A 19883-nucleotide genomic window follows, 5' to 3' on the forward strand; every position below is an offset into this window, starting at 1 on the left:
TGGTGGTCACAGGCGGGGACTGCGGGGGATCATGGAACGTTCCTGGTCAGGCGGCTGTGCCCTTCTCCGCCGTGGACAGGAAGTCCTGGGCGATGAGGGGCAGGCGGCGGCGTGCGTGCACCACGGCGATGACGCGCCGCACGGCCGGTTCGAGTGAGCGCACCACCAGGCCCGCCCTGGCGGCCTGGTCGGCCATGCCGCGGTACCACAGCAGCGAGGCCTGGCCGGCGCGGACCGCGTTGAGCCAGCCGTTGCGCTCGTCGGTCTCCAGGACGACCACGGGGGTGACGGCGTACTTGCCGAACATGGCGTCGAGCTCCCTGCGCCGCGAGCTGCCGCGGGCGGGCAGCGCCAGGCGCATCCCGTGCAGCTTGCCCATGGGGACCGGGTTGGGCAGATCGAGCCCGGGCGGGGAGATCAGCACGATCTCCTGGCGTTCGAGCGGGTGGGTGATGAGGTCGGTGGGCACGGGCAGATCGGTGAGCCCGAGGTCGGCCCGCTGATCCCGGATGGCGCTGACGACGCCGTCGCGGCCGTCGCAGCGCACGATGTGCACGCGTACCCCTGGGTGCTCGGCCGCGTAGGCAGGGAGCAGCCGCCCCGCGAGTCCGGGTTCGAGACTCGGGGTGGAGGCGATGCGCAGTTCGGCCTCCGTCACGCCGGCGTGGTTGGCCAGGCCCTCGATCTCGTGCACGGCGTCGAGCGCCTCCCTCGCCAGCTTGACCACGCGGCGGCCCTGGGCGGTGACCACCACGCCGCGGCCCGAGCGGGCGAAGAGCGTCATGCCGAGCTCTCGCTCAAGATCGCGGATCGCGCGGGACAGCGCAGGCTGCGCGATGTAGAGCGACCTGGCCGCGTCGGTCATGGTGCGGTGCTCCGCAGTCGCGACCACATAGCGGAGCTGCTGGAGATTCATGCCAACGAAGCTAGGACACCGCCCTGCTCCGGGACCGGCAGATAGCGGAGATCACCTCGATTGATTTCGGAGCGTGACCGAGTACCGCTACATCCGTGACGGGTGATAAATCAGTATGCTTTTGCCCCAAATTTGGCAAAGATCCTTTGGGGTCTGCCGCAAAGCCGTGCATTGCAGACAAGCGGGTTAACGGGGAGACACGGTGACAGCAAACGGGCAATATCCACCTCCGCCACAAGGGCCCGGGCAGCCCCTTCGGCCCCCTTCGCGGCCCTGGCCGCCGCCGGGCTACGGGCAGTCCCAGCCGCAGGGCGGTCAGCCCTACCCGCAGACGCCGCCGGCCCCGCCCCAGGGCCCTCCGCAGGGCCCTCCCCAGGGGCCGCCGCAGGGCCCTCCCCAGGGGCCGCCGCAGGGGCCGCCGCCCGGCCGTCAGCCCTATCCGCCGCAGCACCACCAGCCGCAGGGATATCCGCCGCAGCCACCGCCCCCGCAGGGCCCGCCGCAGGGCCCCCCTCAGGGCCCGCCGCAGCCCCCGCAGGGCTATCCGCCGCAGGGACAGCCGCCGCGCGGCCCGCAGTATCCGCCGCCGCAGTACGGCCGGCAGTACCAGCCGCCACCACCACCGCCGCCGCCCATGCAGACCATGCCCACGAGGCAGTGGCCGCAGCAGCCGAGGAAGAAGTCCGGCATGGGGGTCGCCGGCGTCCTCGGGGTCGTGTTCGGGTCGCTGGCGGCGCTGTTCGTGCTGATCGTCATCGGGGCGGCGATGCTGAAGTCGTCCTCGCACACGGACACGACCACGCCGGTGGCGCTCCCGTCGTACGAGCCGTCGCGGACCGACGAGCCCTTCCCCAGCCAGGAGCCGACGCACGACACCTCGTCGCAGGAGCCCACCCAGGAACAGACGGAGGAGCCGACCCAGGAGCCTACGCAGCAGCCGTCGCAGCGGCCCACCGAGCGGCCGACCCAGGAGACGGTGACGCCGCCCAAGCAGGTCACGCTCAACACCAGCCTGAAGAACAACACCCTCTACCGGGCGGGCAGCCTGCCCCGGGTGAACTGCCGGGCCGGGAACACCAACATCTTCAGCCACAGCCAGCTCAAGGCGCTGATCCTGAAGACCGGCCGGTGCATGGACAAGGCGTGGGGGCCGATCCTGCAGCGGCAGGGGATCGCGTTCAGCCCGCCGAGCTACGCCGTCGCGGCCGGGCGCGGACGGGGCGCGTGCGGCGACTATCCGTCGGCCGGGAGCATGGTGCCGTACTACTGCCCGCGCAACAACACGATCTACGCCTCCACCTCGGCGATGTCCAGGGGCAACGGCAACGCCCGCGGCTACGGCCAGATCATCTCCTGGCACGGCGGCATCATCAGCATGATGGCCCACGAGTACGGCCACCACGTCCAGAACATCACCGGCGTGATGGACTCCTGGTGGCAGGGCACGGTGAACTCCTCCAGCCAGAGCGGCAAGCTGGCGCTGAGCAGGAAGCTGGAGCTGCAGGCCACCTGTCTCGGCGGCATGTGGATGCGCTCGGTCGCCTCGTCCTACCCGGTCCCGTCGTCGCTGCGCTCGCGGCTGTTCTGGTTCTACGCGCAGGTGGGCGACTATCCCGGCTATCCGCGCGACCACGGCACGCCCGCCAACAACAACCGCTGGTTCCGGCAGGGGTGGGAGAGGGACAAGACGTACCAGTGCAACACGTGGCTGGCGCCGTCCTCGACGACCTCCTGAGCGACACGTGGCGTTCATCTCATGTTGAAGAGTTGTCTCTGATGTCCAGGTATGGGGGCTAGAATCCTGGCAATCTTGTGCCCGACATGGGGCGAACGTCATTTTTTGCCTGGTAGGCGTGTGAAGGAGCCGGTGTGAGCAAGCGCGACGGGGTGGGCACCGTGCCCGGAGGCGCCAAACGCCGGACTCCACGCCCGCGCAAGGGCTCCTCCCCCGCGCCGCGCTTCGCCAAACCCCTGACGACCGCCTCCGTCATCGGCTGGACCGCTCTGTCCGCCCTGGTGCCCGGCGCCGCGCATCTGCGGGCCGGGCGCCGTCGTACCGGGCTGATCATGATCGGCGCGTACGCGGCCGTGCTGCTCGGGGCCCTGGCCTTCGGCCTGACCCGCAACCTGAGCGACGTGACCGGCCTGGCCGAGGACGGCGCCATGATGACGGTGATCGTCATCGCGTCCGCGTGCGCGCTGGCCTGGTTCGCCGTGATCGCGGTCTCGTACGTGGCGCTGGGCCCCAACAGGCTGAACCAGCAGGGCCAGGTGGTGACCGGGATCGTCGTGGGCGTGCTGTGCGTGGCCGTCATGTCGCCGTTCGCGCTGACGGCCAACTACGTGCTGGCCGGGCGGAACGCCGTCAACGCGATCTTCCCCTCACACCCGGACCCGGAGAACCCCGTCCAGATCAAGAACCCCGAGGACCCCTGGGACGGCAAGACCCGGGTGAACTTCCTGCTGGTCGGCGGCGACGCCGCGGGCAACCGCGTGGGCGTGCGCACCGACAGCATGACGGTGGCCAGCGTGGACACCAGGACCGGCAACACCGTGCTGTTCAGCCTGCCGCGCAACCTGCAGCACGTGCGCTTCCCGCCGTCCTCGCCGCTGCACAAGCACTTCCCCAACGGCTACATGGCCGAGCTGCCCAACGGCGGCCTGCTCAACGAGGTCTGGCAGTACGCCAACGACAACCCGCAGCTCATGGGCGGCAAGAACCGCGGCCCGCGGGCCCTCATGGACGCCATCGGCTACACCCTGAACCTCAGGATCGACTACTACGCCCTGATCAACATGTACGGCTTCGCCGCCCTGGTGGACGCCATCGGCGGCCTGAAGATCCGGGTCGAGGAGGACGTCAAGTGGGGCGGCCACTTCGGCACCGCGGGCACGATCAAGGCGGGCTACCGCAAGCTGTCGGGCGAGCAGGCCCTGTGGTACGGCCGCTCCCGCGTCAACAGCGACGACTTCTCCCGCATGGGACGCCAGCGCTGCGTGATCGGCGCCTTCGCCCAGCAGGCCACGCCCGGCGTGATCCTGACGAACTTCACCAAGATTGCCGGAGCGGCCAAGCGGCTGGCCCAGACGAACATCCCGCGTCCGCTCGTCGCGCCGCTGGCCGACCTGGCGCTCAAGGTCAAGGACGCCAAGATCACCAGCCTGCAGTTCGTGCCGCCGGACTTCTACTCGGGCAGGCCCGACTGGGTCAAGATCCGCGCGGCGGCGAAGAAGGCGATCGCCGACTCCGACCGCTCCGGCCGCCAGGCCCAGACCGCCAACGTGACCGCGTCCCCCGGCTCGCCGGGCTCCCCGACGGCCACGCCGTCGCGGACCCGTACGCAGGCCCAGGGGGGCACGCCGACCGAGACCCCGACCCGCAACAGCCAGCGGGGCGGCGCGAAGTCCCTGACGGAGCTGTGCGGCCTGTGACCGTCGCCCCCGCCGGAGCCGGGCTCCGGCGGGAGCTCTGATCGGCCGAGGCTCGCGACCTCAGGTCACTTCGTCAGGTGCCCGAGGATCCAGTCGGCGAGCGTGCCGGTGACCGTGCCGTGCTCGGAGTTGTCGGAGTCGCACTGGTAGTCGTCCAGCTCGCTGTGCTCCGGCGACAGGGCGGTGATGTCGGTGTAGAGGTCCACGGTCCAGTCCACGGGGTCGTACTGGAGCGCGACGGCGCTCACGGTGGGGACGAAGCAGGCCGACCGGAACCGGCCGGCGATCGGCGCGCCGAAGGCGTCGGCGACCATGCCGTAGGAGGGCAGCGTGCCGCCGGGCGCCCCGTCGAAGGCCGCGACGTCGCTGGTGCGGCTGGTGCTCGCCCACAGCGGGACGGCTCGCATGCCGCCCACCCGCTGACGGGCGCCCCGGTCCGGCTGGGTGCGCACGGTGGCGCCGGCCAGCCCGTCCCGGGCCGTCCACTCGAAGGCCGGGGCGTCGGGCGGGACGTTGCGGCCGGTGCCGTCGGCGGCGCCGTTGGAGACGCCGAGCTTGCGCGGCCTGAGCGGGAACCAGCCGGCGGCGCGCAGGTCCTCGATGAAGGCCAGGCGCAGCGGGCTGGCCGTGGCGACCGGCCCGCAGTAGCGCCCGTCCGGCACCCAGCCCCACAGGAGCTGCTGCGCGGCCGGGCTCCTGATCAGGTCGGCCTGGCCGGGCGCGGCCGGCGCGAGGGTCTCGGCGAAGTAGGCGAGCTGCTGCAGGATCAGCGGGATCCAGGCGCCGTTGTGCGGCGAGTCGTAGGACAGGTACGTCATCGTCTGGTGGTCCTCGCGGCGGCGTTCCATCTCCGCCAGCGCGTAGCGGGTGACCAGGCCGCCCGCGCCGAGGCCGCCGACGATCAACGGCGTGGTGCCGAGCCGCTCGCGGATCGCGCGGCCCACGCACGCCGCGGCGACCCCGGCGTTGGCCTGGATGTGGGTGTGGCGGGCGGCGAAGCCGAGCAGCACGACGTCGATGCCCTGGGCGAGCAGCCGGCTGAGCAGCCGGTCGCCATGCGGCGGGTACGGCGCGTCGAGCCGTCCCCACAGCCCGGCCAGGTCGCTGGGCCCGTGGCCGAACCCGTCGGCGAAGATCATGGGACGGACGAGCGCGTCGTGGCCGGCGGCGAGGTGGACGGCGGCCGTCCCCGTGGCGAGCCGGCCCTGGTAGGGCCAGGCGGAGGCGAGCTCCCAGCGCGCGTCGGGCTCGCGGTGCTCGCCGGAGCCGCCGGGCTCGTGCGTGAAGAACACCCCCGCGGGGAGCGCTGCGGCGATCTGTTGCGCGCGTCCGGCGGGCGCGGGCTCGCACTCCTGTGCCTGAATGCGCTCGACGTCGATCCTGGCCGCCCCTGGTGTCGCCATGACTGTCACCTTTTCTCGTGGGTTACCGGATGTGACCCCCGATTCGCGTGCCCGCCTTTCTGAATATCGTTCGATCTTTTTCCGGATTCGATGACGTATCCAGCTCACCTCGCCCGCGACGACAAATCAACCCGCGCCGCCGACAATTCATCCTGACCATCGGTCAAGGCATTACAGAGGATCGCCGCGAGCCATTTCCCTTTGTCACACGAGCGCGGTCTTTCGCGGCATCAGCGCCAGGGCGCCCAGGTAGAGCAGGGCGGCCACGATGAGCAGGCCCTTGTAGCCGATCACCAGCGCCAGGTATTCCAGGCAGCCGCCGACCATCGCGCCGAGCAGGTTGGCGCCGAAGGACGTGGTCGCGTCGGCGGTGTCGGAGAAACGTTTGGCGAAGACCACGTTCGCCGCGAAGATCGGCAGGAACGCCACCGTCACGGCCGCCACGGCGCGCAACGGCACCGGCAGCGACAGCAGCCACGCGTTGGGCACCAGCCAGGCCAGCAGCAGGCCGGCCAGCAGCACGGCGTACATGACGGGCAGCGGCGGGGTGCGGAAGCGGCGGGTCACCTCGACGGCGGCGAGCACGGCGACCAGCACCCCGGCGAAGACGATCGCGTTGACCACCCAGGTGGTGCCGAACAGCAGCGCGAAGCCCGTCACGCTCTTGGTCTCCAGCAGCATGAACGCCACCCCGAGCAGGAACAGGTCGGCGTAGGGCTTCATGCGCCCGTAGGGGCCCGCCACCACGCGGACGGCCAGCAGGCTGACGATGAGGATCAGGCCGAGGGTGATGATGTAGATCGGCGGGATCGTCCGGTCCTTCAGGTAGAGGAAGGGGCGGTCGTCGTCGGCGGGGGCCGGGGTGCCGGCGGCCGCGCCGGGCCACTGGCTCGCGCAGCGCTGGTCGGCGGCGGTCAGGCCGGCGGTGATGACGGCCTGCTGGCCGGCGGTGCTGACCACGTCGACGCACGGTTTGTGGCCGAAGGCGGTCTGCATGGTCGAGGCCAGGCGGTCGACCAGCCAGCTCTCGCGGTAGTAGTTGTACATCGAGAACGTGCCGCCCGGCCGCAGGTGGTCGCGGGCGGCCCGCATGGCCTCCTCGGTGAACAGGTAGCTCTCCAGGCGCAGCGAGCTGGCCCCGGACACGAGGGTGAGCGAGTCGGGCAGGGCGAACAGGATCAGGTCGTAGCGGTCGCCGCTGCGCTCCAGGAAGGCGCGGCCGTCGGTGATGTGGGTGGTGACGCGCGGGTCGGCGTAGGGCTTGTCGGGGTGCAGGCTGCCGCCCAGCTCGCGCAGCTTGGGGTCGATCTCGACGGCGTCGACGTGCTGCGCGCCCTTGGACAGCGCGATGGCCACGTCGGTGCCGCTGCCCGCGCCGACGATCAGCACGTTCTGCGGCGGCCTGGTGGTGCGCTCGTAGGGCAGCCCGTACTGGCGTTCCCACTGCAGGCGGGCGTAGGCGGGCACGGCCTGCTGGTGCGGGATGCCGTTGACGGAGATGTCGGTGACCGGCACGCCGAGCATCTGCATCGCCTTGTAGGTCACCTTGTAGTACGGCGACCACAGCGCCCCGGCCGTCAGCGTCTCCGACAGCAGCAGGCCGGCGACCAGGAGCGAGGGCAGGACCACCAGGCCCAGGTAGAGCGAGCGGGGCCGGGGCACCAGGAGCAGGCCGTAGCACAGGGCCGCGACCACGCCCCAGAACACCGGCGGCGCCGACAGGAACGACAGCGCCGTGAACGCGGCGATGCCGCTGAGGCTGCCGATCAGGTCGTAGCGGTAGGCCTCCAGGCGCGGCAGCTCGGGGAAGCAGCGCCCGACCAGCTCGGCGGGCCCCATGAGCACCGCCGCCGCGGCGATGAAGATCACCGGCAGGATCAGCCAGGCGGGCGGCCCGACGGTGCCCAGGCTCGTCCAGTACAGGACGCCCTCGGTGTTGCGGTCGACCGTCACCGGGAAGGCCAGCACGAGGGCCACCAGGACGAGCAGGACGACCGGCGAGTAATACGGCTGGCGGCGCGAGCGCCCCACGCGCAGAAATCCGAGCCCGATTCCAAGAAAAGAACCGAGCAGGACAAAATTGGTGAAATAGCTCAGATGAACGATGTTCGAGCCGGTCCACCTGATGAGCGCCAGTTCGAGGAAGAGCATGAAGGCACTGGCGAGGACGAGCCTCGGCCGCACCGGCAGCCAGTGTTGTCTTTCCCCGTCGGAAACCGGCGTCTGCGCCTGGAGCGTCATGATGCATCACCGTAGTGAACAGACCGAGGACAAGGAAGCCTGACGCCCCGGAAACAATTATGGTCCGCTTCGCCAGTTATGCGGTGTTTTCGCAGGTCACAACCGGCGTAAGGGGCTGGACGCGCCTTGACGGATGCAGGAATGTTGGGTCGTTCGTTTGCCCCCATTACGTTCGGTGGTGACTCATGCGGGTCCTGATCCAGCTCCGTCCCTCCCCCGATCTGGTCGCGGCCGTCGCCGATCCCGGCCAGACCGCCACCACGGCCGACGTCGCCGACGGCCTGCCCGGCGTCGAGCTCGACACGGGCTTCACACCGGTCGCCGTGCCGAGGCCGGTCCCCGCGGCCGGCGGCGATCCCCTCTCCCTCCACCAGCCCCTCGACTTCTCCCTGGCCGCCGAGGACGCCTCCGTGCTCGTCCGCGGCACGATCTCCGACGACGAGCTGACCTCGCGGGTCACGCTGCTGCCCACGCTGCGTCCCGACGTCGTCGGCGTGTTCGCCGACCCGGTGATCGAGTCCAGCCTGACCTGCGGCGGCGATCCGCCGGTGGGCGACTGGCACGACGTCGAGCGCCTGCTGAACGTGGCCGGGCTGCACGCCGAGGGGCTCGACGGCGCCGGGGTGGCGCTGGCCGTCCTGGACACCGGCATCAACGCCGCGCACGTGGCCCGCCACCTCGGCCGCGGCGTCACGCTGGACGCCGAGCGGAGCTGGAGCCCCTCCGGCGTCAACGGGCGGCCCGGCCAGTTCGAGGTCGACCACGGCACGATGTGCGCCTTCGACGCGCTCATCGCCGCGCCGCAGGCGTCCCTGATCGACGTGCCGCTGCTGCGGTCGGCCCGGCCGGGCGGCTCGGCGCTCGACGGCCTGCTGTCGGACGCGGTGGCCGCCTTCACGCACCTGCGCACGGTGCTGGAGGCCCAGCCCGCGGCGTCCAGGTCGCTGGTGGTGAGCAACTCGTGGGGGTCGTTCTCCCCCGAGTGGGACTTCCCCGTCGGGCATCCGGGCAACTACTCCGACAACGCCGCCCACCCGTTCAACCTGGTCGTGGCCAGTCTCGACCGGGCGGGCGCGGACGTGCTGTTCGCGGCGGGCAACTGCGGCAGGCAGTGTCCCGACGGCCGGTGCGCCTTCCCCAACCGGCCCATCGGGGGCGCCAACTCCCATCCCAAGGCGCTGTCGATCGGCGGGGTCGACGTCAACGGCGAGCGGGTGGGCTACTCCTCGCAGGGGCCGGGGCGGCTGACCGCGCGCAAGCCCGACGTGTGCGCGTACACGCACTTCTCGGGGTCGCGGGCGTTCGGCGACGGCGAGCCGGACACGGGCACCTCGGCGGCGACGCCGGTGGCCGCCGGGCTGGTGGCCGCGGTGCGCACCCGGTGGCCGGCCGCCAAGCTGTCGCCGGCGCAGCTGCGGGCGCTGCTGCGGCGCACCGCCGAGGACCGCAGCGAGGTGGGCTTCGACTACGACTACGGCTACGGGACGGTCGATCCGGCGGGCATCCTGGCCGCGCTGCACCGGCGGGCCAAGGCCGCGGCCTGAGGACGGCCCCGAGTACGGGCGGGCGGGCCGTCCCGGAGCGGCCCGCTCACGCGTTCTCCCGGTTGAACACGCGGGCCCCGACGGTCAGGCCGACCACGGCGAGCCCGGCCGTGACGGCCACGCCCAGCCCGACCGTGCCCGTGGCGTAGTGGCCGGCGAACAAATCGCGCAGCGCCTCCAGGACGTACCTGAAGGGGCTGAGGTGCGACAGCGCGTCCAGCCAGCCGGGCGCCATCGACATCGGCAGGAACGCGCCCGACAGCAGCACCAGCGGGATGACCGCCGTCGACATCACCGGCGCGAAGAGCTGCTCGCTGATGGTCAGCGCGACGGCGTACGACAGGGCGGCCAGGCTCGCCCCCAGCACCACGACCAGCAGGAACCCGGCCGCGAGCCCGGCGAGCGGCACCCGCATCCCGAAGGCGAACCCGACGGCCAGCACCATCGTCGTCTGGACGGCCATCGTCACGACGTTGTCGAGCACCCGCCCGAGCAGCAGGGCCAGGCGGCTGGCCGGGGTGACGCGCAGCCGCTCCAGCACGCCGAAGCGCTTGTCGAAGACCACCCCGAACCCGGCCAGCCCCATGCTCATCAGGCCGAGCTGCACGATCAGCCCCGGCACCAGCACCTCCCAGGTGCCGAACGTGGCGAAGATCGGCCCGAACAGCACCAGGAACAGCAGCGGCTGGACGGCGCCGAAGACGATGCCGAGCTTCTGGCGCAGGGTGGCGCGCAGGCAGTGGCGGAACAGCACCCAGGTGTCGCGCAGCATCAGACCCCCGCCTCCTCGCGCAGCGACCGGCCGGTGATGTCGAGGAACGCCTCGTCGAGCGTGCGGCCCGCCTTGAGCTCGGCCGGGGTGCCCGCGGCGGCGATCCGGCCGTCGTCGATGATCAGCAGCCGGTCGCAGAGCGCGTCGGCCTCGTCCAGGTAGTGGGTGGTCAGGAAGATCGTCACGCCGTGCTCCTCGCGCAGGGAGCGGACGTGCTCCCACAGGTTGGCGCGGCTCTGGGGGTCCAGGCCGGTGGTCGGCTCGTCCAGGAAGAGCAGACGGGGGTCGTGCAGCAGGGCGAAGGCGATGTCGAAGCGGCGCCGCTGGCCGCCCGACAGCGCGCCGCCCACGCGCTCCTCCAGTCCGGCCAGGCCGAGCCGGGCCAGCACCTCGCGGTACCGGGACCTGGCCTCGGCCTGGCGCATGCCGTACAGCATGCCCTGGAGCTCCAGCTGCTCGGCGAGCGGGGCCATGACGTTGACGCCGCCGCCCTGCGAGACGTAGCCGATGCGGCGGCGCACCTCGCGCGGATCGCCCAGCAGATCGTGGCCCGCCACGGTGGCGGTGCCCGAGGTGGGCCGGAGCAGGGTCGTCAGCATGCGCATGGTCGTGGTCTTGCCGGCGCCGTTGGGCCCGAGGAAGCCGACGATCTCGCCCGCCTCCACCGAGATGTCGACGCCTTTGACGGCCTCCACGCCGCTCTCGAAGGTCTTGGTCAGACCTGTGGTTCTCAACATGTGATCGCCTCCAAAATTAGAGTAGCCACAATTTTGGAGTCGCTGCAAGTTGGGTATCATGGCGGCATGGAAGAGGGGCTGCGGGAGCGCAAGAAGCGGGAGACCAGGCAGCGCATCGCGGATGTGGCGATGGGCCTGTTCATGACGCGCGGGTTCGACCCCGTGACGGTGGCCGAGATCGCCCGCGCCGCGGACGTGTCCGTCAACACGGTGTTCAACTACTTCCCGACCAAGGAAGACCTGTTCGCCGACCGGCAGGAGCTGGTGACCGACCTGCCGCAGCAGGTGGTGCGCGGGCGGCGGCCCGGCGAGAGCGTGGCGCGGGCCTTCCGGCGCGACTTCCTGGAGGCCCTCGACTCACGCCACTGGCGCTACGGCCTCAACGAGGGCGCCGACGTGTTCACCCGCATCGTCGACGGCAGCCCGTCGCTGGTGGCCAAGCTGCGCGAGCTGCACGTCGCGCGGGAGCAGGCGCTGGCCCGCGCCCTGGCCGACGAGCTCGACGCCGACGCCGACGACCTGACCCCGCAGGTGGTGGCCACGCAGATCCTCGGCACGACCAGGATCCTCGCCACGCACGCGGCGACCCGGACGCTGGCCGGCGAGAGCTGGGAGACGATAGCGCCCGACCTGCGGGCCCAGGCCACGGCGGCCTTCGACCTGCTGGAGTCGGGCATCGGAGACTACTGCGTGCGGCCCTCAGTTGGAGAAGACGGCCGACAGGATGCCGGCCCCGAGCCCGAGGACCATGAACACGGCCCCGAGGATTAGCAGGATCGTGGCGATCATGCCGCAGATGCGGCCGGCCTGCACCGCGCCGCGGTTGTCGTAGGCGTAGCCGCTGCCGTCGATCTCCTTGAGCGCCTTGTTGCCCATCGACCAGGCGAACGGGCCGAGGATGCCGCACACCACCAGGCTGAGGATGCCGAGCACGAGGATCGTGGTGCCGTTGGGGTGGCTCTGGGGCGGCGGCCCGTAATAGGACGGACCGTAGTTCGGATACGACATGCCCCTTGCGCCCCCTTGCCCCTGTGACTGTCAGGTGCGATTTATACCACAGGCACCTCCTTGATCATGTTGCTGCATCATGGAACGGCACATGACCGATCTTTAGGAGCTTGCCCCCGTGCGTGAACGCGTCCGCGCCTTCCTCGCCGACCGGCGTTTCCAGCGCTTCGTCGTCGGCGTCATCCTGGTCAACGCGGCCACCCTCGGCCTGGAGACCGTTCCCGCCGTCGTCGGGGAGTTCGGCCACCTGCTGGTCGTGATCGACCACGCCGCCCTCTACATCTTCGTGGCCGAGCTGCTGGCCAAGGTCTACGTCGAGCGTTCGGCGTTCGTGCGCGACCCGTGGAACCTGTTCGACGCCCTGATCGTCGGCATCGCCCTGGTGCCGGCGACCGGCGGGCTGTCGGTGCTGCGCTCGCTGCGCATCCTGCGGGCCCTGCGGCTGCTGTCGGTGGTGCCGAGCCTGCGCCGGGTGGTCTCGGCGCTGCTGCGCGCCCTGCCCGGGATGAGCTCGATCGTGCTGCTGCTCTCCCTGGTGCTGTACGTCGCCGCCGTCATGGCCACCAAGCTGTACGGCGGCGACTCCCCCGAGCGCTTCGGCAGCCTGCCGACCTCGCTGTTCACCCTCTACCAGACGATGACCGGGGACGACTGGGGCAACATCGCCCGCGAGGTGATGGGCGCCCACCCCACGGCCTGGATCTTCTTCACCATCTTCATCCTGGTCTGCACGTTCGTCGTGCTGAACCTGTTCATGGCGGTCGTGGTCAGCGCCATGGACGAGGAGTCGGCCGAGGAGCGCGCCGCGCTGGAGCAGGACAACAGCCTGCACACCCAGCGCATCCTGGAGGAGCTGGCCGCCCTGCGCCGCGAGGTCGCCGAGCTACGCCGGCAGGACGTCGCCGGCTGAGGCCGTCTGGCCGGCAGGCTCGGAACCCGTCCGGCCGGACCGGTAGACCAGCCGCCACAGCGCCACCGCCAGCAGCAGCGTGACCGAGACGTACCCGGGGACGAGCCCCGACAGCGCGGCGACCCCCAGCGGCGCGAGGGCGGTGGGCACCGCCCACCCCCAGATCCAGCGCCACCCGGCGCGCAGGGCCACGCCGAGCACGGCCGAGGCGGCGAAGTACAGGGCCAGCCCGCCGCCCAGCACCCAGCCGGCGCCGTGGTGCAGCGACTGCGCGGGCTGGGCGGCGACGACGCCGAGCCCGGCCGCCGTGGCCGTCACCCCGGCGGTCATGGCGAAGTGCGCGGGCAGCGCGACGTACGGCGGCAGGCCGCGCTCGGCGGCTCCCGGCACGGTGGTCAGGCCGTACTGGAAGGTCAGCCACCACAGGGCGACGATCAGCCCGAAGCCGGCCGCGGCGGCGACGGCGAGCTCCGGCCCCCACGAGTGGCCCGAGGCCGAGACGACGACCTGCATGACCGCCTCGCCCAGCACGATGATCACGAACAGGCCGAGCCGCTCCCCCAGGTGGGCCGGGTCGAGCACGGCGACGGCGGGCCGGGGCAGCACCCGGGCCGGGCGGCCGGCCCTGGCCCGGCGCTCCTCGCGCTCGGCCAGCCGGTGCGCCTGGCCGCGCATCTCCGCCAGGAACCGTTCGGGCCGGCGGCTGTTGACGACGGAGAAGACCACGTCGAGCAGGATGCCGAGGGCCCACAGGCCGTAGCGCGTCGAGCCGTCGGCCCAGATGGAGGCGACCCAGGGGAACAGCCCGGCGCCGAGCTGGGCCGCGGGCCAGGCCGTCATGATCGTGCCGGCGTGCTGGATCGACCGGGAGGCGCTGATCCGGCAGACGATGTACGCCGCGATGAACCACCCGTCGTGCGTCCCGGCCGCCTTGTCGATCTCGTGGGCCACGTCGGGCGCGGCGGCGGCCATCACCGCGATGCCGAACATGCCGACCAGCATGCTGGGCACCCGCGTCCTGCCGGCCCGGACGTTGGAGTAGAGCGTCAAGGACGTCCAGACGCTCCACACCGCGTAGTAGAGCACCCCGAACAGGACGACGTTCGTCCAGGTCGGGTGCTGGAGCCGATGGGCGAGCTGGGCGACCGCCACGACGACGACCAGGTCGAAGAACAGCTCCAGCCAGCTCGCGTGGCGCTCTCCCGCTTCAGTCACGGCTAACGAGAATAGAACTCCACCACGAGCTGCTCGTCCACGGGGACCGCGATCTGCTCGCGCTCGGGCCGCCGCACCAGGGTGGCGCGCAGCTCGGCGTGGTCGACCGACAGGTAGGGCGCGGTGCGCTCGTCGGCGTGCACGCCCTCGGCGGCGGCCACGAAGGGCTGCATCCGGCGTGAGCGCTCCCGCACGGTGATGACCTGGCCGGGCTTGACCAGGTAGCTGGGGATGTCCACCTTGCGGCCGTCCACGGCGATGTGGCCGTGGCTGACGTACTGGCGGGCGGCGTAGATCGACGGGGCCAGGCCGGCCCGCAGCACCAGGGAGGCCAGCCGGGTCTCCAGGATGGTGACCAGCTCGGCGCCCGAGGCGCCCGGCTTGCGCACCGCCAGGTCCCAGTAGCGGCGCAGCTGCCGCTCGGACACGTCGTAGTACCAGCGCAGCTTCTGCTTCTCCATCAGCCGCAGCCCGTAGTCGCCGGTGGTGCGGCGGTTGGTCTTGCGGCCGTGCTCGCCCGGCGGGTAGGGGCGCTGCTCGAAGTAGCGGACGGCTTTCCTGGTCAGCGGGACGCCCGCGCGACGCGACAGTCGCACCTTCGGGCCGGTGTAGCGCACGTTCACCTCAATGTGGTTAGGTAATCCTTACTTAGGTAAGGCTAACCTATCAGTGGATGTGATCTCAATGCTGCCCCTCGCCGAGCGGATCCGTACTCTCGCCTCGACCTCGACGCCGGCCAAGCTCACGGTGGACGGCGCCGACTCCCCCGCCCGGGGCGGCGTGGACGAGAGCGGCCGCCCGGTGCTGCTGGTCCGGCCCGGCGAACCGCTGCACGGGTTGCGCGAGGACGCCGTGGTCGCGGTGAACCTGACGGCCATGCGGCAGCTCGGCGCGGTGACGCACCCGCGGGCGATGATCGAGGTGCACGGGTGGGCGGAGGCCGTGCCGCGGTCGCAGGCCCGCTCCGCGGCGGTGGCGGTGGCCGCGCACAGCGCCGACGAGGGCCTGTTCGACGCCCTGGAGCGGTACGGCCGTCCCGACGCCCCGCGCCTGCTGCGCCTGGACGTGGCCCAGGTCGTCTACCTGACCGGCCAGGAGTCCGGCCTGCTGGACGCCGACGACTACCTCGGCGCGGCCCCCGACCCGCTCACCGAGACGGCCGAACGGATGATCGCGCACGTCAACGACTCCCACCGGCCGCAGCTCACCGCGGGCGTGGCCAGGCAGCTCGGCGAGGAGCCCGGCGAGGTGTGGCTGTGGGAGCTCGACCGGTACGGCGCCACCGTGCGCGTGGACGAGTCCCTGGTGCGCTTCCCGTGGCCGGTCCCCGCCCGGTCCGGGCTGTGCCTGGAGACCGCGCTGCGCGGGCTGCTGTGCGGCTGTTGATCACGATTGACGCTGAATTTCCCGGCTGGACGTCCGCCACGGACCGACCCATGCCCGCACGTCACTACCATCGGGGTACGTGAGCGGAACCCATCGATCGACGACGCGGACCGCCTCCTCCTCCGCGGAGGGGGGCGCGCGGCGCGGGCGGGCGCTGATGGCCGCCGGGGTGCTGCTCGGCACGCTCATGCTGGCCGGGGCGGGGGCGCTGATGGGCGACGCGTTCAGCTCGCCCGGCCTCGACCCGGTGCACTGGCCGCACGGTCCCGGCCCCACCTCCGGCGAGCCGGGGCCCGTCGCGGTGGGCTCCGAGAGGGCCACGGCCACCCCCACCCCCACGCCCACCGCCACCCCCACGGTCCGTCCCACCAGGGTCCGCACGGGGCCCGCCGTGACCCGTTCCACGCCTGAGAGCGGGCGGGGGACGCGCGAACCGCGCTCGACCGCGTCCGGCGCCGTCGCCGCCTCCCCCGGGCGGACGCCCTCGCCGTCCCCGTCGCACTCGCACAGCTCTCGGCCCGGCCTCACGCCGACGCCGACGCGGACGCCGTCCTGGAGCGCCGATCCGGCGACGACCCCGCCGGCGCACCCGCACGGCACCCCGCCGGGCCGCGACCCGTCCAGGACCCGCAACCCCAGGAGATGACCGCCCGCCCCGTCGCCTGGGCGCGAGGGCTGTTCAGGCGGCGTCGTGCGTCATGCCGCGCAGCAGGTAGCCCAGGCCCGTGGCGAAGGTGGCGTCCCAGTCGTGGCCGAGGCCGTGCTCGGCCAGCGCCGGGTAGCTGGCGGCCCGTTCGCGCAGGAACGCGTCGGTGTCGAGCCGGTCGCGGCGCTGCCAGGTGACCTGCATGATGACCGAGCCCATGACGTAGTTGGACAGGCTGTAGGCGGCCTGCGGGCCGTCCAGGCCGGCCCCGGACAGGGTGCGGTAGAGGAACTCCGTGCGCTCCAGGGCGTTGGGGCCCATGAGCGGGCGGTCGAGGATGGTGGCCGACCAGGGGTGGCGCAGCAGGGCGGCGCGCCAGCCGGCCATCAGGTCGCGTGCGGCGGCCCGCCAGTCGTCGTGCCCGCCGGGGAGCGGCACCTCGCCGAAGACCGCGTCGAGCGCCAGGTCCAGGACGTCCTCCTTGGTCCGGACGTGCCAGTAGAGGGTGGTCGAGCCCGTGTCGAGGCGTTCGGCCAGGCGGCGCATGGTCAGCCCGGCCACGCCCTCCTCGTCGAGCAGCGCGACGGCCTCGGTGACGATCCGGTCGAGCGTCAGCCTCGGCTTGGCGTCCTTGCGGGGGCGAACCCAAACGTTGTCCACCCGATCGATAATACGTTGTACGCGTACCGGATCGATGGTCTAGTAATGGAACATGGGTCATATCGAGGTGAGCGGCCTGACGTACCTGCTGCCGGACGGGCGTCCGCTGCTGCTGGAGGCGTCGTTCAAGGTGGGCGACGGCGCCAAGGCGGCGCTGGTCGGCCCCAACGGCGCGGGCAAGACGACGCTGCTCCGGCTGATCGCGGGCGACCTGCGGCCCGACGACGGGCGCGTCACCACCGGCGGCGGCGTCGGCGTGATGCGGCAGTTCCTCGGCACCGGCAGCGTGCGCGACCTGCTGCTGGGCGTCGCGCCCGCGCGGGTGCGGGCGGCCGCGGCCGAGCTGGACCGCACCGAGGCGGCCATCGGGCTGCGCGACGACGAGCCCCGGCAGCTCGCCTACGCCCAGGCCGTCGCCGACTACGCCGACGCGGGCGGCTACGAGCTGGAGGTGGTGTGGGACGCGTGCGCGACCGAGGCGCTCGGCCTGCCCTACCGGCAGATCGCCGGACGGGGGCTGGCCACGCTGTCCGGCGGCGAGCAGAAGCGGCTGATGCTGGCGGCGCTGCTGCGCGGCCCCGACGAGATCCTGCTGCTCGACGAGCCGGACAACTACCTCGACGTGCCGGCCAAGCAGTGGCTGGAGCGGGCGGTCAGGAGCTCGGCCAAGACCGTGCTGCTGGTCTCGCACGACCGGCGGCTGCTGGCCGAGACGGCCGACCGCGTCGTCACCGTCGAGGGCCGCGAGGTGTGGGTGCACGGCGGCGGCTTCGCCGGTTACGCCGAGGCCCGCAGGCGGCGCGGCGAGCGCCTGGAGGAGCGGCGGCGGCGCTGGGAGGACGAACGGGCCCGGCTGCGCCGGCTGGTGCACGTGCTGCGCCAGCGGTCGGCCAACAACGACGCGCTGGCGGGGGCCTACCGGTCGGCGGTGTCCCGGCTGGAGCGCTTCGAGCGGGCGGGGCCGCCGAGCCGGCCGCCGAAGGAGCAGAACGTACGGATGCGGCTGCGCGGCGGGCGCACCGGGAAACGGGCCGTGACGTGCGAGGATCTGGAGCTGACCGGGCTGGTGCGGCCCTTCTCGGCCGAGGTGGCCTACGGCGAGCGGGTCGGGGTGCTCGGCCTGAACGGCACCGGCAAGAGCCACTTCCTGCGCCTGCTGGCCGGCGAGCTCGTCGCGCACACCGGCGTGGCCCGGCTGGGCGCGCGCGTCGTCCCCGGCCACTTCGCGCAGACCCACCTGCGGCCCGACCTGCACGGACGGCCCGTCGCCGAGCTGGTGACCGAGACGTTCGCGCTGACCAGGAACGACGCCATGGCCGCGCTGGCCCGCTACGAGCTGGCGCCGGCCGGCGGGCAGCGGTTCGAGACGCTGTCCGGCGGCCAGCAGGCCCGGCTGCAGATCCTGCTGCTGGAGCTGTCCGGGGCGACGCTGCTGCTGCTCGACGAGCCGACCGACAACCTCGACCTGGCCAGCGCGCAGGCGTTGCAGGAGGGCCTGGACGGCTTCGCGGGAACGGTGCTGGCGGTCACCCACGACCGCTGGTTCGCCGACGACCTCGACCGCCACCTGATCTTCGGCGCGGACGGCGTGGTGCGGGAGAGCCCCGAACCGCGCTGGGACCTCTAGCCGGCGCCGGCCAGGCCGCGCTCGCGGCGCAGCGTCGAGACCGTCATCGTCTCGTCGACCGCCTCGGGCGAGAGCACGTGGTCGAGCACCATCACCGCGCAGCCGCTGATGCCCGCGCCCGCGCCGAGCCGGCTCGGCTCGATGCGCAGCCGCCGGGTGGCCAGCGCGGTGGAGCGGCGGTAGACGACCTCGCGGATGCTCGACACCAGCGGGCCGAACGCCTCGGCCATGTCGCCGCCGAGCACCACGACCGAGGGGTTGAGGATGTTGACCGCCCCGGCCAGCACCTCGCCGATGCGGCGGCCGGCCGTGCGCACGATGGCCATCGTCTCGGCGTCGCCCGCGCGCACCAGCGCGGTCACGTCGGCGATGGTGCGCACGTCCTTGCCCGCCTCGCGCAGGTCGCGCAGCAGCGCGGTGCCGCTGGCGACGGAGTCGACGCAGTCGGTGTTGCCGCAGCGGCACAGCACGCCGCCGCCGTCGAGCACGGGGATGTGACCGATCTCGCCGGCCGCGCCGAGCGCGCCGCGCAGGATCTCGCCGCCGGCGATCACGCCCGCGCCGATGCGGGTGGAGACCTTCACGAACATCAGGTCGCCGAGGTCGGGGTAGGCGCCGCGGTGCTCGCCGATGGCCAGCACGTTGACGTCGTTGTCGACGAGCACCGGCACGGGGAAGCGCTCGCGGATGATCGGCGGGATGACCACGCCGGTCCACGAGGCCATCACCCGGGCGCTCTCGGTACGGCCCTGCGCGAACTCGACGGTGGCCGGCACGCCCATGCCGACGCCCCTGACGCAGGAGCGGGGGCGGTCGCCGAGCAGGTCGTCCCAGGTGTCCATGAGCAGCGGGAGCACGACGTCGGGGCCCTGCTCGACGTCGATGAAGAAGTCGCGGCCGGCCAGCTCGCGCCCGGCCAGGTCGCAGACCGCGACCCGGGTGCGGCTCGCGCCCAGCGCGGCGACCAGGACGACGCCGCCCCCGGCGTTGAACTCCAGCCGGACCGGCGGCCGCCCGCCGGTCGAGGGGGCGTCGGTGCGCTCGACGACCAGGCCGCGGTCGAGCAGCTCGCCGACGCGCAGTTGCACCGCCGGGCGCGACAGACCGGTCACCCGGCCGAGGTCGGCGCGCGTGACGGCCTCACCCGTGCGGATGAGGCGGAGCACCTCGCCACTCGTGGCGAGGGTCGCGGCGGTACGTCGAGGCATCGGCTAAGTGAATCACATGGGCTTCGGTAATGAAAAGTGAAGACTTTTTCATCTCAGATGCCAAAACCCTGCTTGTGCACGACCCAAACTCTCGTTAGTGTCCGTTCTGTCCTTCCTTGGTAGACCAACGGAGCTTCGCCTTGTCCCCCCTCTCGACCGCCAGCCCCGCCCATACGGC

Annotated in this window: 18 protein-coding genes; 8 read left to right on the forward strand and 10 right to left on the reverse strand. The window is 72.2% G+C overall.

All coding sequences use genetic code 11. From position 1 onward, the window contains the following. Positions 1-46 precede the first annotated feature (46 nt). Positions 47-916 (reverse strand): LysR family transcriptional regulator, encoded by an 870-nt coding sequence (locus ACIBQ8_RS00505; RefSeq protein WP_352328087.1) that lies wholly within the window; start codon positions 914-916, stop codon positions 47-49. A 643-nt stretch (positions 917-1559) separates the two neighbouring features. On the opposite strand from ACIBQ8_RS00505, the gene ACIBQ8_RS00510 reads away from it, so the two are divergent. Then, entirely contained in the window at positions 1560-2651 is a 1092-nt protein-coding gene (locus ACIBQ8_RS00510) for a neutral zinc metallopeptidase (protein ID WP_397167823.1), read from the forward strand. Positions 2652-2785: 134 nt separating this feature from the next. Continuing rightward, positions 2786-4348: an LCP family protein gene (locus tag ACIBQ8_RS00515; protein WP_397190576.1), complete on the forward strand. Its 1563-nt coding sequence runs from the start codon at positions 2786-2788 to the stop codon at positions 4346-4348. A 65-nt stretch (positions 4349-4413) separates the two neighbouring features. On the opposite strand, the gene ACIBQ8_RS00520 is transcribed toward ACIBQ8_RS00515, so the two are convergent. Together ACIBQ8_RS00520 and ACIBQ8_RS00525 are read right to left on the reverse strand one after the other, a co-directional pair. Further along, complete coding sequence (locus ACIBQ8_RS00520) at positions 4414-5751, reverse strand: hypothetical protein (RefSeq protein ID WP_397190577.1); 1338 nt, start codon at positions 5749-5751, stop codon at positions 4414-4416. Between the two features lie 204 nt (positions 5752-5955). Further along, positions 5956-7992 (reverse strand): spermidine synthase, encoded by a 2037-nt coding sequence (locus ACIBQ8_RS00525; protein WP_397167828.1) that lies wholly within the window; start codon positions 7990-7992, stop codon positions 5956-5958. 185 nt (positions 7993-8177) lie between these two features. Between ACIBQ8_RS00525 and ACIBQ8_RS00530 the strand changes: the two genes are divergently transcribed. Beyond that, complete coding sequence (locus ACIBQ8_RS00530) at positions 8178-9536, forward strand: S8 family serine peptidase (protein WP_397167829.1); 1359 nt, start codon at positions 8178-8180, stop codon at positions 9534-9536. A gap of 46 nt (positions 9537-9582) precedes the next feature. Here the strand turns inward: ACIBQ8_RS00530 and ACIBQ8_RS00535 are convergent, their stop codons facing one another. Further along, positions 9583-10308: an ABC transporter permease gene (locus ACIBQ8_RS00535; protein ID WP_397167831.1), complete on the reverse strand. Its 726-nt coding sequence runs from the start codon at positions 10306-10308 to the stop codon at positions 9583-9585. Further along, positions 10308-11045: an ABC transporter ATP-binding protein gene (locus ACIBQ8_RS00540; RefSeq protein ID WP_397167832.1), complete on the reverse strand. Its 738-nt coding sequence runs from the start codon at positions 11043-11045 to the stop codon at positions 10308-10310. The genes ACIBQ8_RS00535 and ACIBQ8_RS00540 overlap by 1 nt, the downstream gene beginning before the upstream one ends. A gap of 66 nt (positions 11046-11111) precedes the next feature. Between ACIBQ8_RS00540 and ACIBQ8_RS00545 the strand changes: the two genes are divergently transcribed. Beyond that, a complete protein-coding gene (locus tag ACIBQ8_RS00545) occupies positions 11112-11816 on the forward strand; it encodes a TetR/AcrR family transcriptional regulator (RefSeq protein ID WP_397190578.1) in 705 nt (234 codons plus the stop codon). On the opposite strand, the gene ACIBQ8_RS00550 is transcribed toward ACIBQ8_RS00545, so the two are convergent. Further along, positions 11745-12053 (reverse strand): DUF4190 domain-containing protein, encoded by a 309-nt coding sequence (locus ACIBQ8_RS00550; RefSeq protein WP_352351593.1) that lies wholly within the window; start codon positions 12051-12053, stop codon positions 11745-11747. The two genes, ACIBQ8_RS00545 and ACIBQ8_RS00550, sit on opposite strands and share 72 nt — an antisense overlap. 118 nt (positions 12054-12171) lie before the next feature. On the opposite strand from ACIBQ8_RS00550, the gene ACIBQ8_RS00555 reads away from it, so the two are divergent. Beyond that, positions 12172-12963 carry an ion transporter gene (locus tag ACIBQ8_RS00555; RefSeq protein ID WP_397167835.1) on the forward strand — a complete coding sequence of 264 codons (792 nt, stop codon included), beginning with the start codon at positions 12172-12174 and terminating at the stop codon, positions 12961-12963. Here ACIBQ8_RS00555 and ACIBQ8_RS00560 read toward each other — a convergent pair. Then, positions 12937-14178 (reverse strand): low temperature requirement protein A, encoded by a 1242-nt coding sequence (locus ACIBQ8_RS00560; RefSeq protein WP_397167837.1) that lies wholly within the window; start codon positions 14176-14178, stop codon positions 12937-12939. The two genes, ACIBQ8_RS00555 and ACIBQ8_RS00560, sit on opposite strands and share 27 nt — an antisense overlap. A gap of 2 nt (positions 14179-14180) precedes the next feature. Continuing rightward, entirely contained in the window at positions 14181-14795 is a 615-nt protein-coding gene (gene rpsD, locus ACIBQ8_RS00565; RefSeq protein ID WP_397169414.1) for a 30S ribosomal protein S4, read from the reverse strand. Positions 14796-14862: 67 nt separating this feature from the next. Between rpsD and ACIBQ8_RS00570 the strand changes: the two genes are divergently transcribed. Then, positions 14863-15564 (forward strand): DUF2470 domain-containing protein, encoded by a 702-nt coding sequence (locus tag ACIBQ8_RS00570; RefSeq protein ID WP_397191108.1) that lies wholly within the window; start codon positions 14863-14865, stop codon positions 15562-15564. A gap of 79 nt (positions 15565-15643) precedes the next feature. Further along, the gene (locus tag ACIBQ8_RS00575; RefSeq protein ID WP_397190579.1) at positions 15644-16210 is read left to right on the forward strand and encodes a hypothetical protein; all 567 of its coding nucleotides are present in this window, start codon (positions 15644-15646) and stop codon (positions 16208-16210) included. A gap of 33 nt (positions 16211-16243) precedes the next feature. Here ACIBQ8_RS00575 and ACIBQ8_RS00580 read toward each other — a convergent pair whose 3' ends face one another. Next, entirely contained in the window at positions 16244-16870 is a 627-nt protein-coding gene (locus tag ACIBQ8_RS00580; protein WP_397167841.1) for a TetR/AcrR family transcriptional regulator C-terminal domain-containing protein, read from the reverse strand. 52 nt (positions 16871-16922) lie between these two features. On the opposite strand from ACIBQ8_RS00580, the gene ACIBQ8_RS00585 reads away from it, so the two are divergent. Beyond that, positions 16923-18497 carry an ATP-binding cassette domain-containing protein gene (locus ACIBQ8_RS00585; RefSeq protein ID WP_397190580.1) on the forward strand — a complete coding sequence of 525 codons (1575 nt, stop codon included), beginning with the start codon at positions 16923-16925 and terminating at the stop codon, positions 18495-18497. On the opposite strand, the gene ACIBQ8_RS00590 is transcribed toward ACIBQ8_RS00585, so the two are convergent. Next, positions 18494-19705, reverse strand: a complete 1212-nt coding sequence (locus ACIBQ8_RS00590) for an ROK family protein (RefSeq protein ID WP_397190581.1) — start codon at positions 19703-19705, stop codon at positions 18494-18496. The genes ACIBQ8_RS00585 and ACIBQ8_RS00590 overlap by 4 nt on opposite strands. Positions 19706-19883 lie beyond the last annotated feature (178 nt).

Origin of the sequence: Nonomuraea sp. NPDC049646 (genome assembly GCF_044465525.1) — a bacterium.
Classification (GTDB): Bacteria; Actinomycetota; Actinomycetes; order Streptosporangiales; family Streptosporangiaceae; genus Nonomuraea.

What these genes read in the sequence shown, in the direction of transcription:
- ACIBQ8_RS00525 (WP_397167828.1), bottom strand. Translation starts at nt 7,992, where the DNA reads ATGACGCTCCAGGCGCAGACGCCGGTTTCCGACGGGGAAAGACAACAC.
- ACIBQ8_RS00535 (WP_397167831.1), bottom strand. Translation starts at nt 10,308, where the DNA reads ATGCTGCGCGACACCTGGGTGCTGTTCCGCCACTGCCTGCGCGCCACC.
- ACIBQ8_RS00510 (WP_397167823.1), top strand. Translation starts at nt 1,560, where the DNA reads ATGCCCACGAGGCAGTGGCCGCAGCAGCCGAGGAAGAAGTCCGGCATG.
- ACIBQ8_RS00570 (WP_397191108.1), top strand. Translation starts at nt 14,863, where the DNA reads ATGCTGCCCCTCGCCGAGCGGATCCGTACTCTCGCCTCGACCTCGACG.
- ACIBQ8_RS00590 (WP_397190581.1), bottom strand. Translation starts at nt 19,705, where the DNA reads ATGCCTCGACGTACCGCCGCGACCCTCGCCACGAGTGGCGAGGTGCTC.
- ACIBQ8_RS00540 (WP_397167832.1), bottom strand. Translation starts at nt 11,045, where the DNA reads ATGTTGAGAACCACAGGTCTGACCAAGACCTTCGAGAGCGGCGTGGAG.
- ACIBQ8_RS00505 (WP_352328087.1), bottom strand. Translation starts at nt 916, where the DNA reads ATGAATCTCCAGCAGCTCCGCTATGTGGTCGCGACTGCGGAGCACCGC.
- ACIBQ8_RS00520 (WP_397190577.1), bottom strand. Translation starts at nt 5,751, where the DNA reads ATGGCGACACCAGGGGCGGCCAGGATCGACGTCGAGCGCATTCAGGCA.
- ACIBQ8_RS00530 (WP_397167829.1), top strand. Translation starts at nt 8,178, where the DNA reads ATGCGGGTCCTGATCCAGCTCCGTCCCTCCCCCGATCTGGTCGCGGCC.
- ACIBQ8_RS00585 (WP_397190580.1), top strand. Translation starts at nt 16,923, where the DNA reads ATGGGTCATATCGAGGTGAGCGGCCTGACGTACCTGCTGCCGGACGGG.
- ACIBQ8_RS00545 (WP_397190578.1), top strand. Translation starts at nt 11,112, where the DNA reads ATGGAAGAGGGGCTGCGGGAGCGCAAGAAGCGGGAGACCAGGCAGCGC.
- ACIBQ8_RS00550 (WP_352351593.1), bottom strand. Translation starts at nt 12,053, where the DNA reads ATGTCGTATCCGAACTACGGTCCGTCCTATTACGGGCCGCCGCCCCAG.